The sequence below is a fragment of the Thermosynechococcus sp. FA-CM-4201 genome, assembly GCF_054689355.1.
The window spans coordinates 544,063-558,079 of record NZ_CP079920.1; the positions used below are offsets into that span (position 1 = coordinate 544,063).

At 53.1% G+C, this 14,017-nt stretch carries 14 protein-coding genes; 11 read left to right on the plus strand and 3 right to left on the minus strand.

Annotated elements, in window-relative coordinates; genetic code table 11:
- The first annotated feature begins 151 nt into the window (after positions 1–151).
- From tgt to KV190_RS02700, 7 genes are all read left to right on the plus strand, one after another.
- Positions 152–1,288, plus strand: coding sequence for a tRNA guanosine(34) transglycosylase Tgt (gene tgt / locus KV190_RS02670; RefSeq protein ID WP_460194476.1), 1,137 nt, complete (start codon positions 152–154; stop codon positions 1,286–1,288).
- Positions 1,272–1,745, plus strand: coding sequence for a DUF2752 domain-containing protein (locus KV190_RS02675; RefSeq protein ID WP_460194477.1), 474 nt, complete (start codon positions 1,272–1,274; stop codon positions 1,743–1,745). Before tgt ends, KV190_RS02675 begins: the two co-directional genes overlap by 17 nt.
- Positions 1,746–1,748: 3 nt before the next feature.
- Positions 1,749–2,720, plus strand: coding sequence for a class I SAM-dependent methyltransferase (locus tag KV190_RS02680; RefSeq protein WP_460194478.1), 972 nt, complete (start codon positions 1,749–1,751; stop codon positions 2,718–2,720).
- 87 nt (positions 2,721–2,807) lie between these two features.
- Complete coding sequence (locus tag KV190_RS02685) at positions 2,808–3,239, plus strand: BLUF domain-containing protein (RefSeq protein WP_460194479.1); 432 nt, start codon at positions 2,808–2,810, stop codon at positions 3,237–3,239.
- Between the two features lies 1 nt (position 3,240).
- Positions 3,241–3,738, plus strand: a complete 498-nt coding sequence (locus KV190_RS02690; protein ID WP_460194480.1) for a YceD family protein — start codon at positions 3,241–3,243, stop codon at positions 3,736–3,738.
- Positions 3,735–5,234: an AAA family ATPase gene (locus KV190_RS02695; protein ID WP_460194481.1), complete on the plus strand. Its 1,500-nt coding sequence runs from the start codon at positions 3,735–3,737 to the stop codon at positions 5,232–5,234. Before KV190_RS02690 ends, KV190_RS02695 begins: the two co-directional genes overlap by 4 nt.
- Positions 5,235–5,237: 3 nt before the next feature.
- Positions 5,238–5,705 carry an SH3 domain-containing protein gene (locus tag KV190_RS02700; RefSeq protein WP_460194482.1) on the plus strand — a complete coding sequence of 156 codons (468 nt, stop codon included), beginning with the start codon at positions 5,238–5,240 and terminating at the stop codon, positions 5,703–5,705.
- Between the two features lie 3 nt (positions 5,706–5,708).
- Here KV190_RS02700 and KV190_RS02705 read toward each other — a convergent pair whose 3' ends face one another.
- Complete coding sequence (locus KV190_RS02705) at positions 5,709–6,143, minus strand: hypothetical protein (protein ID WP_460194483.1); 435 nt, start codon at positions 6,141–6,143, stop codon at positions 5,709–5,711.
- A gap of 143 nt (positions 6,144–6,286) precedes the next feature.
- On the opposite strand from KV190_RS02705, the gene murD reads away from it, so the two are divergent.
- The 4 genes from murD to KV190_RS02725 are packed head-to-tail and all read left to right on the plus strand — an operon-like array spanning position 6,287 to position 10,305.
- Positions 6,287–7,651: a UDP-N-acetylmuramoyl-L-alanine--D-glutamate ligase gene (gene murD / locus KV190_RS02710; protein WP_460194484.1), complete on the plus strand. Its 1,365-nt coding sequence runs from the start codon at positions 6,287–6,289 to the stop codon at positions 7,649–7,651.
- Entirely contained in the window at positions 7,648–8,820 is a 1,173-nt protein-coding gene (locus KV190_RS02715) for an AI-2E family transporter (protein WP_460194485.1), read from the plus strand. Before murD ends, KV190_RS02715 begins: the two co-directional genes overlap by 4 nt.
- 4 nt (positions 8,821–8,824) lie before the next feature.
- Positions 8,825–9,502: a hypothetical protein gene (locus KV190_RS02720; RefSeq protein ID WP_460194486.1), complete on the plus strand. Its 678-nt coding sequence runs from the start codon at positions 8,825–8,827 to the stop codon at positions 9,500–9,502.
- A 2-nt stretch (positions 9,503–9,504) separates the two neighbouring features.
- A complete protein-coding gene (locus tag KV190_RS02725; protein ID WP_460194487.1) occupies positions 9,505–10,305 on the plus strand; it encodes a DUF1838 domain-containing protein in 801 nt (266 codons plus the stop codon).
- Positions 10,306–10,322: 17 nt separating this feature from the next.
- Here the strand turns inward: KV190_RS02725 and KV190_RS02730 are convergent, their stop codons facing one another.
- Together KV190_RS02730 and KV190_RS02735 are read right to left on the minus strand one after the other, a co-directional pair.
- Positions 10,323–10,877: an anti-phage-associated DUF3780 domain-containing protein gene (locus tag KV190_RS02730; protein ID WP_460194488.1), complete on the minus strand. Its 555-nt coding sequence runs from the start codon at positions 10,875–10,877 to the stop codon at positions 10,323–10,325.
- Between the two features lie 8 nt (positions 10,878–10,885).
- Positions 10,886–13,981 (minus strand): anti-phage-associated DUF499 domain-containing protein, encoded by a 3,096-nt coding sequence (locus KV190_RS02735; RefSeq protein WP_460194489.1) that lies wholly within the window; start codon positions 13,979–13,981, stop codon positions 10,886–10,888.
- Positions 13,982–14,017: the final 36 nt, after the last annotated feature.

Consider the following 14,017-nt stretch of genomic DNA (forward strand, 5'->3'; position numbering starts at 1 on the left):
GATCAGTGGAACCAAGGACTTAAGGGGGTTGAGGCGATCGCGCCCACTCAGTATCCGTTTTTGGTCACAAGTTTTAATCATAGATCAGCGATTGTGGGTTTGTCTAGGCATTTGGTAACATTTTTTACGCCTTCCTTGTGGATCCAGCAGCGTGTTTGAATTTGTCTGCCAGCAGGACTGTGCCCATACCCAAGCACGGGCAGGCCTGTTTCACACCCCCCATGGCGTAGTGGCAACGCCGCGTTTTATGCCCGTGGGTACTTTAGCGAATGTGAAAACCCTCACCCCCGAACACCTCAAGGCGGCGGGCGCCCAAATGGTTTTGGCCAACACCTACCATCTGCACCTGCAACCGGGGGAAGACATTGTGGCCGCAGCGGGGGGGCTGCACCGTTTTATGGGCTGGTCCGGGCCAATTCTCACGGATTCGGGGGGGTTTCAGGTCTTTAGCCTCAGTGAAATGCGGCAAATTTCCGATCAGGGGGTGGTGTTTCGTTCGCCCCACGATGGGCAGATCATTGAATTGTCACCCGAACGGGCGATCGCCATTCAAGAGGCTTTGGGGGCAGATGTGATCATGGCCTTTGACGAGTGCCCCCCCTACCCTGCTAGCCGTGAGGCAGTGATCCAAGCGACGCAACGCACACTGCATTGGTTAGAGCGCTGTATTGCCGCCAAACAACGATCGGATCAAGCCCTCTTTGCCATTGTCCAAGGGGGGGTGTATGCCGACCTGCGGCGAGAATGTGCCCAGGCGATGGTGCCCTATGACCTGCCGGGCTATGCCATTGGTGGGGTGAGTGTCGGTGAACCCAATAGTGCCATGCACGAAATTGTAGCGGTGACGGCTCCCCTCTTGCCTGCCCATAAGCCGCGTTATTTGATGGGGGTGGGGACGCACTTAGAAATGCTGCGGGCGATCGCTGCCGGAGTCGATCTCTTTGATTGTGTGATTCCCACGCGGTTAGCCCGCCACGGCTGTGCCATTGTCCAAGGGCAGCGCTGGAACCTAAAAAATGCCCGCTTTCGCCGCGATTATGAGCCGCTCGATGCCACCTGTCCCTGCTATACCTGCACTACCTTTAGCCGCGCTTACCTCAGCCACCTCGTGCGTGCCAAGGAGCTACTGGCCTATACCTTGCTCTCGATTCATAATGTGACAGAATTGATTCGCTTTACGCAAGCAGCACGCCAAGCAATTTTAGAGGAGCGATTTGCGGCCTTTGCGGCAGAATGGGAGCAGCGACTAGTGGTGGATGCTGAGGAACCCGATGCTGCGCTTCTCTGATGCAGTTTTATCAAGGCAGGAACGCTTGAGCCGCTGGGGCTTTTTGGGACTGACCACGGCACCTTTAGTGGGAGCGGCACTCTTTAACCATACGGGGACGCCACCTTTTTTACTGTGTCCCTTTCGGGCAACGACGGGCATTCCCTGTCCGGGGTGTGGCCTGACTCGTTCCTTTATGGCGATCGCTCGCGGCAATGTTGAAGATGCCCTGAGAATGCATCTCTTTGGCCCTGTGCTCTTTCTGGCATTTACACTGGCCGCTATATTGATGGCCATCGAACTGAAAACGGGGCGACGATTGCAGCACACCCCCTTTCGCTACATCAATGAACGCATTCAAAACGGGTGGTGGCTGGGGGTGATTTATCTTGGCTACTATGGCCTACGGCTGTACAGCCTATTTCAGACAGGGGAATTTTATATCAATCCCCTAAAAGACATCTTTCTGAGGAGTTAATCAATGACTATCTCCATTCATTACGTTGATCCCAAGACGAAAGCACCACTCAGAAAGGATGATACTGCGTACTATAGTGAGACGGGTTCTGTTTATCCAATTGTTAATCAGATTCCTAGATTTGTAGATTCAAGCCAAAACTATACGCAAAGTTTTGGTCTGCAATGGAATAAGTTCTCAAAAACACAAATAGATGATACAGATCAAAAACAATCTGAAATTCGATTCTTTGCAACAACAAACTGGCAGCCTGAGGAGCTTGCTGGCAAAAGTATTTTAGAAGCTGGTTCTGGTGCAGGTAGATTTACGCGGGTTATCTTAGAAAAAACCTCTGCTTATCTTTGGAGTTTTGATTATTCAGAGGCGGTTGAGGCAAATTGGCAAAATAATTCTGAGATTGCTGGTGGAAGATTACACCTATTTCAGGCGAGCATCTATGAGATTCCCTTACCCGAAGCCTCTTTCGATAAGGTGTTTTGTTTTGGGGTTCTACAACATACACCTGACTTTGAAGAATCTGTAAAAAGTCTCATTAAATACGCAAAAATCGGTGCTGAGATTGTGGTTGATTTCTATCCGATTAAAGGTTTTTGGACAAAAATACACGCAAAATATCTTTTAAGACCCTTAACAAAAAAGATGTCACACCAAGCTCTTTTGAATACGATTGAAAAGAATATTGATAGCTTAATCACGCTATTTGATTTTTTAGTGAAAGTTAAACTAGGCGTACTGACTCGATTTTTACCAATTGTTGATCTACGAACAATTCCTAGTACTATTGATCAGCAAAAACGCCGTGAATGGGCAATTTTAGACACTTTTGATATGTTCTCGCCGGAGTATGATAATCCCCAAAGAATCAAAGATGTTGCTGCTATGTTTGAACGTCACGGAGCCAAGGTTACTTTTGCCGGATTTGTCAAATCCAGTGCTGGCACTAGCGCGGTGGTTAGGGGGGTTCGCGAAACTTAAAGTAAAGATCACGGCAGTCGTCTTTAGCAAGGTTCCCTTTCATGGGATAGTAAAACTCGGTTGTGTTCGATCGAGAACCGGAGACCCATGAGATTACATCGCCTGATTTATCTCAGTTGCGCCACGGATGGTCTATCCTACCCAGACCTGCGGGATATTATGGCCAAGTCAGAGGTGAACAATGTCCGCGATGGCATTACGGGAATGCTGTGCTACGGCAATGGTATGTTCCTGCAAACCCTTGAGGGCGATCGCCAAAAAATCAGTGAAACCTACGCCCGCATCCTCAAGGATCCCCGCCACCACAGCGCTGAAATCATTGAATTCAAAGCGATCGAAGAGCGCACCTTTATCAATTGGTCAATGCGTTTGGTGCAGTTGGGCGAGATGGACAGCGATACAATTCGGCACCTGCGGTTAAAATACTCTCCAGCAGCAACGTTTCAGCCTACGTCAATGACGGCTGAGCAGTGCTTCCGTTTCCTGAAAGAACTCTACGACATGAGTCAAGGAACCTAGCGTGACCCCCGCCCACTGGCTAACCATTCCTGAACTCCTGCGGCTGCCCGCCCAAACCTATGAGTGGCGGGTGGATACTGATTTTCCCGACTTGGCAACGCTGACGCCCGTGCAAGGGATTGTGGCTGCCAGTCACCGCCACACCTACTTGGAACTGCGTGCCAGTGTGCAGACGATTGTCACCCTCTCTTGCGATCGCTGCTTGCAGTACTATAACCACCGCCTCGAGTGTACGACCACGGAACTCATTTGGCTGGCGGAAACCCCAGCTAGTCAACCCGACGATGATCTGGTGGAAACCTTGCCGGCAACTGGTCGCCTTGATCTGGCGGACTGGCTCTACCAGCAACTGTGCCTTGCCCTGCCCTATCCCAAGTACTGCGATCCCAACTGTGGCGGTATTCACCCCCCCGCCCCTGCGGAACCCCCCATTGATCACCGCTGGGCAATGCTAGCGCAACTCCAATCGGCTCTGGAGCGTTCGGAACCATCGCCGTGAGTGCTCAGTCTGACCTTGAACTCTTGCTACGGGCACGCTATCCCCTGTTGTATGTGGCCACAACAGAGGAAGAACGCCTTGAGGCGACATTGCACACCATTAGCGATCGCCTGAATCAGCGCCCTATCTATATTTGGGATTTTGTCGAGGGGTATCAGGGTAATCCCAATGATCTGGGGGTAGCGAAGCGCAATCCCCTCAGTGCCCTTGAATTTGTCGAAAAACTACCGCCACCGGCAGCGGCGATGATTCTGCTGCGGGATTTTCATCGCTTTATTGAGGATGTAGCGGTCTCTCGCAAACTGCGCAACCTCGCCCGCCAACTCAAGTCCCAGCCCAAAAACCTGATCCTGCTGGCTCCGACGGTACAGTTGCCCCCAGAACTGCGGGATGTGATTACCGTTGTCGAGTTTCCCTTGCCCCAACGGGAAGAAATTCGCCTTGAACTGGTGAAGCTCTGCCAAAGTCTCGGCAACATTCCCCCAGAACCGATTCTCGATGAGTTGATCCGCGCCTGTCAGGGCTTGACCCTAGAGCGGATTCGCCGCGTCATTGGTCGGATCATTGCTCTCCACGGTGTGCTGGACGGCAGCCATGTGGATTTGATCTTGGAAGAGAAACGGCAGATCCTGCGGCAAACCCAAATTCTCGAGTTTTACCCCACCCAAGAAACGATTGCCGACATTGGCGGTCTTGATAACCTCAAGGAGTGGTTGCTGCGGCGCGGCGGTGCTTTTTCCGAGCGGGCACGGCGCTATGGGCTACCCTATCCCCGTGGGGTGCTGCTAGTGGGGATTCAGGGTACAGGTAAGTCCCTGACAGCCAAGGCGATCGCCCACCAATGGCACTTGCCCCTTTTGCGATTGGATGTCGGGCGGCTCTTTGGTGGCCTCGTGGGGGAATCCGAAGCACGTACCCGCGAGATGATTCAAATTGCTGAAGCGCTAGCCCCCTGTGTCCTCTGGATTGATGAGATGGATAAAGCCTTTGCGGGCATTGATGGCCGAGGCGATGGCGGTACCAGTAGCCGCGTTTTTGGCACGATAATCACTTGGCTGGCTGAGAAAACCTCCGCTGTTTTTGTGGTGGCGACGGCGAATAACGTTCAAGTGTTGCCCCCAGAACTGCTGCGCAAGGGGCGCTTTGATGAAATCTTTTTTGTGGGGCTGCCCAATGTGGATGAGCGGCGAGCGATTTTTGAAGTGCACCTCAGTCGTGTGCGGCGCGATCGCCTGCAAAACTACGATCTAGAGCGCTTGGCCTACGAAACAATTGACTTTTCTGGGGCTGAAATCGAGCAGTGTATCATTGAAGCGATGCACCTTGCCTTTAGCCAAGATCGCGACTTTACCACCGAAGATCTCCTCCACGCCGCCAGCGAAATTATCCCCTTGGCACGGACAGCTCGCGAACAGGTACACCAATTACAAGAATGGGCGGCCTCCGGGCGGGCACGTTTTGCCTCACGGATCCTGTCTCCCCCCACAGGGCGTTAGATCATGAAACCAGTGGTGCGTCTGCTGCAATGGCTCTTGGGAACCTTTTTGGGTTTAGGTCTGATTACCCTTGTGGCCGCTGCGATCATTACCCCCCTCGTCTTTAACTTGCTCTGGCCACCCCCCCGTCCTGAGGTCGAGGCGCAAAATTCACCACCGCCTACGCCACCAGCGTCGTCACCGAATTCACCCTCACCCACTCCTGAACCAACCCCGACCCCCTCGCCGCAGCCAAACCCTGAAGGGCGAGTGATCTATGGCGATGGTTTACGGTTGCGCGATCGCCCCAGTCGCGAGGCAAATGCCCTAGGCGGTGTGGCCTTTGATGAGGTGGTGACGATCCTAGAGCGCAGTGAGGATGGGGAATGGCTGAAGGTTCGCACTAAAAATAATCTTGAAGGCTGGGTACTGGCCTTTGGTGTGCAGGAAACAACAGCTCAATCCTCCACCTCCAGTGAGACGCCCCCGTAGGCGCTATTGGGAAAATTCCTGCATTTGCTGAAACGAACGGTACTCGCGATCGCCACTCAGCCATTCCACCAGCGTAATTTTCACCCGTCCGCCCGCATTGGGAGTTGCCAGAAACTCCGCCTCTCCTTCGCTATTAATCACGCGATTGCGCAACTGGGTGGATCCCGCTTCCAGTAGTCGCTTGCTCGTCGGGTCATAAATCTCGTAGTAGATCTGGACATTGCGCGCTGGTGTAGCCGTTTCATTGCGCACGCGCCCCGTCAGGCGGTGGTACCAGACACCCGCAATATTCTCGCTTTGCAATTGGACATCGGTGACGCGCACCACTTTGGGCGCTTCGCGGCGGCGGGCGATCGCCGGACTACCATCAAGAGACAGGAACCCGACACTGGTCGTCAATAGCAGACCGCAGAGCCAAATTGTGCGTAAGCTAGGCATTGTTCTCTACCCGGTGTAACAATAATAGAGTCTAAGACGCAACATTCAGCGGGAGCGATCGGCCTCACTGGCCTTGAGGATACCACCTTAGTGACCGCTGCCCCGAGTCTGTACCTGCTGGATTGGATTCACCCCACTTAACTATGCCAACTGTTCATGTGATTGGTCTTGGTCGCTCTGGCATCGCCGCCGCCCGTTTACTGAAACGTCAAGGCTGGCAAGTGGAGGTGAGTGATAGTCGGCAAACCCCCGCCCTACAATCCCAGCAGCAACTCCTAGAAGCCGAAGGCATTGCTGTTCAACTCAACTACGACTTTGATTTGCAAACCCTCGCCAGTGTGGGTCTGCGTGTCCCAGATGAAATTGTCATTAGTCCCGGTGTCCCTTGGTACTCACCGGCGCTCGTTGCCGCTCGCCAAGCGGGCATCCCCGTTCGGGGGGAAGTGGAAATTGCTTGGCAGACCCTTGCCCATCTGCCGTGGGTATGTATTACGGGCACCAATGGCAAAACAACAACCACCGCCCTCACTGCCGCCATTTTTCAAGCAGCGGGGTACAATGCTCCCGCCTGTGGCAATATCGGCAATAGTATTTGCGAAGTGGCTTTGACCGCTAGCGCCCTTGATTGGGTGATTGCTGAGATTAGTAGCTATCAATTAGAGTCTAGCCCCCCCCTGCAACCCCAATTTGCCCTTTGGACAACCCTCACACCAGATCACTTGGAACGCCACGGCACCCTCGACGCTTATGTCGAAACCAAAGCTCACCTCATGAATGGTGCGAAACAGGTGATCCTTAATGGGGATGATCCCTACCTGCGTCAGCACATGGTGAATCGTTGGCCGCAAGCTTGGTGGATCAGTACCCAAGGGGCGGCAGCCCTACCCAAGGGGATTGAACAGGGCATCTATATTGCTGGGGATCAAGTGTGGTTTCAGGATCAACCCCTGCTGCCCACCCATGTCCTGCAAATGCCGGGTCAACACAATCAGCAAAACTTCCTTCTAGCTGTGGCAACGGCACATTTAGCCGGTATTCCTGCCGAAACAATTGCCAAAGCGGTGGCGGGGTTTGCCGGTGTCCCCCATCGTCTAGAGCGGATTCGTCAATGGCGACAGGTGGAGTGGATCAACGATAGTAAGGCCACCAATTATGACGCCGCTGAAATTGGGCTGCGTTCTGTGACAGGACCAGTGATTCTTATTGCCGGTGGACAGGCCAAAAAGGGGGACGATCGCGCTTGGCTCAACTTGATTCAGGAGAAAGCCGCTTGGGTGCTCTTAATTGGTGAAGCAGCACCGCAGTTTGCGCAGCGCCTAGAGGCGATCGGCTTTACAAATTATGAGATCATGGAGACACTGGATCGGGCAGTGGCGGCGGCTGCTGAACTGGTGACCCAGTACCCGATCAAAACCGTGCTCTTTTCCCCTGCCTGTGCCAGCTTTGACCAATATCAGAATTTTGAAGAACGCGGTGATCACTTTCGTCAACTGTGCTTAGAGCTATGAGCCAATCTGCGGCCTCGGGTCACTGGTGGAATCGCCTCTCCATTGCCAGTCGGTTTCTGATTATTGGCTTGGCAGGGCCGATTTTGACGCTCAACTTTTGGGCATTTGCCACTGTTCTTAAGTTTTTTGGGCCACTGGTCGCGGTGCTGGTCCTTGCCTCTTTGTTTGCCTTTTTGCTGAACTATCCGGTGCGTTGGATGGAGGAGCAGGGAAATCCCCGAGGCCCCTCAGCCATTTTCGTCTTTCTGCTGGCCTTAGTACTGATTGCCATCATTGCCTTGGTCGTGGTGCCCAATGTCTTTAATCAGGCGCAACAACTCATTGCTCGTCTGCCGGAATGGTTTAACTCCAGCCAACGGCGACTCTTGGAATTTGGCCAGTGGGTGGACTCCCTGAACCTGCCGGTGACGGTGGATGTGGATGCCCTTGCCAATCAACTGTTGGAAAAACTCAAGGATCAACTGCAAAGCTTAGCTCGCGAGGCGCTGAATTTAATTTTGGGCACGGTTAGCAGTGTGGTGGATGTGCTGATTAACCTGATTTTGACCGTTGTTCTCACGTTCTATTTGCTGCAGCATGGTGACGAATTGTGGGATGGCCTACTCAGTTGGTTGCCTGATACGCTGCGCCCCACGGTTTCAGAAACGATACGCCGCAGTTTTGAAAGCTATTTTATTGGTCAGTTGGTGCTGGGTCTGTGCATGGGCATCGGCTTGACCACGATTTATGTCTTTTTGAAGGTGCCCTATGGCTTGCTCTTTGGGGTGATTATTGGCGTCATGGCCTTGGTGCCCTTTGGCGGCACGGTGGGGATTATTTCCATTAGTTTACTGGTGGCGCTTCAGGATGTTTGGCTCTCCCTCAAGGTGGCGGGATTTTCGTTTCTTTTTCAGCAGTTTCTTGAAAATGTGGTGGCACCCCGCATTATTGGCAGCTTTACGGGTCTGAATCCGGTGTGGGTCTTTTTAGCGATTCTGACGGGAGCACGCGCCTCGGGCTTGGTGGGGGTCTTGATTGCGGTTCCGATCGCGGTGGTGATCAAAACTTTCCTTGTGAGTGTGCGATCGCGCCTCAATGCCGAGGAGATGGATGCCACCGTTGCCCTCCCCAGTAATCCGCCCCCTCTACCGCCTGTTTCTTCCTCAATGAAGCCATCCTCAGTGGAGTAGAACAATGCTGCGTGCCCTTCACCCCGGAATTCTCACCTCCCTTGTTTTGATCAGTACAACAGCCGCCATTACCCTAGTCACGGCTTTTATTGGCTACCACCTAGGGCGAGAGTCATTGCGCGGTGTGTCCCAGCCCGTGGTGAATCCCATCCTTGGCAGTGCCGTGAATGCCAATGATCAAGCTCCAGGGGAGCGATCGCCCATTCTTGACGAGGCACAGATCATTGCCCAAACCAAAGCCCGCATTGCCGAAATGACCGAAGGCGCCAGCGATCGCGAGATTGTGCCTGCCCCCACCACTGCCAATGACCCCCCAGCAGCGGAACCGGAGACGAGTCGGACACTACCCATCGTTGCTGAGGATAAGGGGGTGCGCCTAGAAATTAGCCATGTGGACACCATTGGCCAAGATTTAGCCCTGCACGTCAGCTTGAAAAACGACAGTAGCCAAGGGGTGCAGTTTATCTACACCTTTCTTGAAATCAAAAATGATAAAGGTGCCCTTTTGAGTGCTCTCACCGAAGGCCTACCCACGGAATTAGCCCCCGGTAGCGATCTGGTCAAAGGCACGATTTTGATTCCCAAAAGCCTCCTCGACAATACAAAAACGTTGACCCTGCGCCTTGCCAGCTATCCGAATCAGGATGTGCAATTGCAAGCTGCCAATATTCCTGTGGAGTAGCCATGCCCGCTGCTGAATTTGTTCAAAAATGGTTGAGTGCTCGCGATTGGGTACGGGTGCGGGCAGATTTGACGGGCAAGACCACGTTTATCGCGTGGCAGGGAGCTGTGTATAGTTTTGTTCCCCAAGAGCGTCGCCGTCACCTCTTCAACATTGTTGGCATGAGTGCCGCTCGCTGTTTGCCCCATCCCGAGGGCGGGTGGTATTTTATCTCCCGTGAATTGACGTTTTATCTGGATCCAGAAAATCAATCCCTGTGCGATCGCTGGCACAATCCTTGGACAGAGGACATGGTTCCCGTGATTCCCGTTGCCAATGATCCCGTGCAGGGGCTATTTCGCCGTGAGGTGCCTGCCCAGGTCAGTGAGCGAACCACTACGTTTCAGTTTGATCTATTTCCCTACTATGACAATCCCCTTGCGGCTGAGGAACGGTTTCAGGCCTACAGCCCCCAGCCAATCTACCAAGCGGCAGAACTCTTTAAGCTAACGGTGGCCACGGCCGATTTACAACAAGATACGGCGACGATTGCCGATGTGCATCTGTGTTGGAGTCGAATTGGCCCTTGGTTGCCTTGGATGAAGATGGGCGATCGCCCCGGTTATCTCATCTACAGTGCGACTGGCTGCAAAGCCCTGACCGCCGAAGACTTGCCCTCCCTCCTACAAGCGCAGTTAGAGCGACTGCCCCAATACCGTGAAGCCCCCACTGAATACCGCGAGGGTGCTGATATGACCTCTTGGCTGTATTTTCAGGAGCACTTTGAAGCCTATTTGGAGGGGGCACTGTTTCCAGTGACTTAATCAATACAAACCTATCCCTATTCCCGTGGGGGTAGGCTAAAAAGCGGCAACTCGGTAAACTGTGGTTCTACAGGACGGGGTGAACGGGGGGTTGTTGGCGGAGCATCGGAGAGGGCAAAATACAGAGCACGCCGCCAACCGCGATCGCGATCTTCCGGGAAACCCGCTTCCGCCACCGTTTTGAGAAAGAGCCACCAGCGTTCTTCAGGACGGAGCGCCAGCCACTTGCGGCAGATGGTAGAAATTTGAGTGTCACTGGCCTGTTCGGCTGCCCAAGCTAAAACGCAGAGTTCTCGTCCGAGGAGGCGATCGAGGTAATTCATGCCTGTGTGCCACCGTCCTTGACTCAGTTTTGCCGCTCGCAGGCGGGCATTAAATTCCTTTTGTGCTACATCGGCAATGGCCACCCAAACCCGTCGTTCTATGAAAATGCGGGGTTCCTCTTCAGGGGGAAGAGTGCCGTAAACCTCAACGATGGCGATCGCTTGGCTGCGCTGACTGGGAATTTCGACGCGAAAGTGATCTCCCTCCAGAGCAGTGGGAGCGCCAAAATTGCTGGCTGGCTTACTCATAGGGGATGTTACTGGTACACGTCGTCGTGGGAGACACTCAGCCCTAGCTCTTCGGCCAATTGCTGCAAATCATGGGCGGTTGTTAGATTCGCCTCCTGAAAGGTCAAGGCCAAGGGGGCATCGGGGGGAAAGAGCGTCATCATCTGGCTCAGTAGTTGCTTGAGAAAGACCGCCTCCACTGCCAAATCAGAACCAATGGTCAATGACATGATTGCTTTTCCTTGACCCAAGTTGAGCACAACGCCGCGAAACTTTGTTTGGGCGCGATCGGCCACCTCCAAGCCTTGGAAAATCTTTTGCCGCGAGCTGATCAATGCCCCTTTGCGGGGTTTCCACTGCGCGGGTTTATCGGCAACGATGCTGGGTGTGGCGGCGTGGGAGTTGTGAACCGCAGGAAAGGTAAACTTGGCTTTGGTTTCTAGATCATCAGCGGTGGCCAGAACTTGCAGCAGAACTTCTCCATCACCAATCTGAATCGGTTCAGTGTACACCATGCCATTGCGGGGTTCAGAACCATCGAGGGTATAGCGCAGTTCACCTCGGGGGGCAACAAATAATTCAACGAAGCGCTGGCCATCGCGAACGGTCAATTGATTGCGGATTGTCAGTTGATTGCGCCAAGTGTAGGGATCCCCTGTTTCACTCTTACCCGTGGGGTCTTTGACCAAGAAGGTAACCTTGAGGGCGTTGGTGGTCAGGTTTGTTTCTTGGAGGCGGGGACTCAACTCTGAGACAGTATCGCTGTCTTCGGCATAGAAAATCATGGCGTTGGCACCCACATTGATGGGGGTGACCCGGAGGCGGACGGTGCCCTTTTCATCAGGCCCTGAGTCTGCAATGACTTGAACACTGGTGCGCTTGGGTCTAGGTTTCTTGGTCAAGTAGCCATTGCTGAGGTCTTCCCAGCGACCCCGTTGACAGGCGAGGGTGCGCAGTTGATCGAGTCCCCTTGGGGGCAGCCAAGGCATTCCGGGCTGTTCGGCATAGCGATCGCCCACATCTGACCAGCGCGTATCATCTTGATTTTCAGGCCACAGGAGCAGTTCTGCCTTTTCCACCAAGGCATTGTAGTCTTTTTCAACATCGAGATAGAGCTTGATCGGGTCACGGCTAAGGGTCTGCTCAATTTGCAATTCGCCATCAAAGGGCTGGTTGGGATCCCGTGTGATCAGGGGTTTTGAGACCAACTGCGGTTCTCGCCCTGGCCGTTGAATGGGAAACACCACTTTATCAAAGAGACTTTCAACGGTTGTCGTAAATTGATGGGCATATTCTGCTTGTTTATTTTCCAGCTCTTCCCGTTGGGGATGGCCTTTGGGAATGCGTTTATCGGCCTCTTGGGCAGCATAGTCATAGCGGGCAGCCTCGGTCAAACTGGCCATGTGGCTTTTTTCGCCCGTCAGCACAAGCAAATGATTTTTCTGGGTCAAGTTGGCAAATAACTCTGTCAGTTGCGCCGAGGGAATCGGATGATTGGGTTCGAGAATCAGGAGCACGCGATCGCGCCGCAATTTTTCGACAACTTCATCCAAACGCGGTAAAGGCAGTACGTCGGTGTAGGCAGTTTTGCGCTTGGGTTCAAACATTTGCCGCAATTTAGTGCGAATGCGCTCATCAATTTTATTCTCAGGGGCTTCGGTGGCCAAGCTTTTGAGCAGCTTCGTGAGATTTTCTTGGCGATCGAAGTAGTAGCGACCTTCAGCGGTATGGTGCAGATACCAAGCGGTATTCCTTAGCTCATTAAAGGCAGCGGTAATCTCAGAGGCATGGGTCGTCGGCGTCAGCAGGTGCGCAACAATTTCATCGGCGGTTAATCCCTTGACGGCATTCACGGCGGTTGAACAACTAGCCGTCAACAGGAGGGTAGCAATCTCGGTGGCAGCTCGATGTTGCGTCGTTTGATCAATGATTTGGGCATGGGCACTACCTTCGGCATCCCAAATATCGCGGCTGATCACATCCCGCATCTGGGAAATTTCAGTGAGTTTGTCGCGCACATCGGGAATCGAGAGGTCAAAGTGTTGGGCACCGAGAAGATACACATCATCGGTGGGTCGCTCCCACACCGATCGCAACAACAGAGAAGTGAGTTCAAGTAGGCCACGGGTTTGCTTAAAGTTCTCGTTTTCTTTGAAAAGAGCAATGAGATTTTTCAAGCGGGGATGAAAGGGATAGGTGTTATAAATTTCATTGGCTAGGTCAACCGCATCCCGTTGAATCGTTTTTGCTTTGGCTGCCTCTGTGAGTTTGGCGGCGTAGGCATTGGCAATGGCACGGATCGTTTCAGGGGGTGGCAACTGGGCAAAGAGGCGTTTTTTCAGGATGTCATAGACTTCATCGGTGGAAAGATCCACAGGGGTAATCACCCGTTCTTGACGCCCCAATTCTGAGCGGGCATCCTCTAGGGCACGGTTAATTAAGCGGCTCCCTGTTTCATAGGCGGCAGCCAAGTCAGAAACAACGACGCAGACATTCCTTTTTTTACTGGCAGCAGTGAGGAGGTTAGCAAAGGCACGGGTGGCAATATCAGCAACAGTTACCGTCCCCGCAGGACGACTCGCCAAGTTTTGGAAGTAGGGAGGCAATTCATCCAAGAGAATCAAAATCGGCTGTGGCTGATCAAACAATTGCAGCCAGTCTTCTTCGGCTGGGGCAAGGGGGCCTTGCTGCCAAAACCGTTGAAAAGTCTCTGGTTGACCCAGTTGTGTGGCAATCTCCCCCCAGAAAAAGCGGGGTGGATCATTGCGGCCATTAAAGGCGGCGATCGCCGCACTCTCAAAAGGATAGCGATCGCTCAATTCTGGAACAATCCGTTGTCGCAAGCTCAGGTGCTTCGCCAAGAGACCAAAGCCCACCAGCAAATGCGTTTTGCCACCCCCCATGGCCTGCTTGAGATGAAAAACCGCTTGCGCAGAGCAGCCCGCCAATCGTTTCAACCCTTCCTCAATTAAGGAGCGCATCCCTTCAGTGATATAGGTACGCTCAAAGAAGGCAACACCATCCCCCTCAGCAATGATTAGCTCTTCTAACTTCTCAACTTGATCGCTAACGCGAATACTGAGAGCATTGGGCTGGAGAACACAGGCTTTACGAACAGATTCCATAGGACGCTTAAAGACTTTGATCTATCATAACAACAT

Excerpts from the sequence above, each read along its gene's own strand:
- KV190_RS02715 (WP_460194485.1), top strand. The coding sequence starts at position 7,648 with ATGAGCCAATCTGCGGCCTCGGGTCACTGGTGGAATCGCCTCTCCATT.
- KV190_RS02720 (WP_460194486.1), top strand. The coding sequence starts at position 8,825 with ATGCTGCGTGCCCTTCACCCCGGAATTCTCACCTCCCTTGTTTTGATC.
- KV190_RS02675 (WP_460194477.1), top strand. The coding sequence starts at position 1,272 with ATGCTGCGCTTCTCTGATGCAGTTTTATCAAGGCAGGAACGCTTGAGC.
- KV190_RS02730 (WP_460194488.1), bottom strand. The coding sequence starts at position 10,877 with ATGAGTAAGCCAGCCAGCAATTTTGGCGCTCCCACTGCTCTGGAGGGA.
- KV190_RS02735 (WP_460194489.1), bottom strand. The coding sequence starts at position 13,981 with ATGGAATCTGTTCGTAAAGCCTGTGTTCTCCAGCCCAATGCTCTCAGT.
- KV190_RS02705 (WP_460194483.1), bottom strand. The coding sequence starts at position 6,143 with ATGCCTAGCTTACGCACAATTTGGCTCTGCGGTCTGCTATTGACGACC.
- KV190_RS02700 (WP_460194482.1), top strand. The coding sequence starts at position 5,238 with ATGAAACCAGTGGTGCGTCTGCTGCAATGGCTCTTGGGAACCTTTTTG.
- KV190_RS02680 (WP_460194478.1), top strand. The coding sequence starts at position 1,749 with ATGACTATCTCCATTCATTACGTTGATCCCAAGACGAAAGCACCACTC.
- KV190_RS02685 (WP_460194479.1), top strand. The coding sequence starts at position 2,808 with ATGAGATTACATCGCCTGATTTATCTCAGTTGCGCCACGGATGGTCTA.
- KV190_RS02725 (WP_460194487.1), top strand. The coding sequence starts at position 9,505 with ATGCCCGCTGCTGAATTTGTTCAAAAATGGTTGAGTGCTCGCGATTGG.
- murD (WP_460194484.1), top strand. The coding sequence starts at position 6,287 with ATGCCAACTGTTCATGTGATTGGTCTTGGTCGCTCTGGCATCGCCGCC.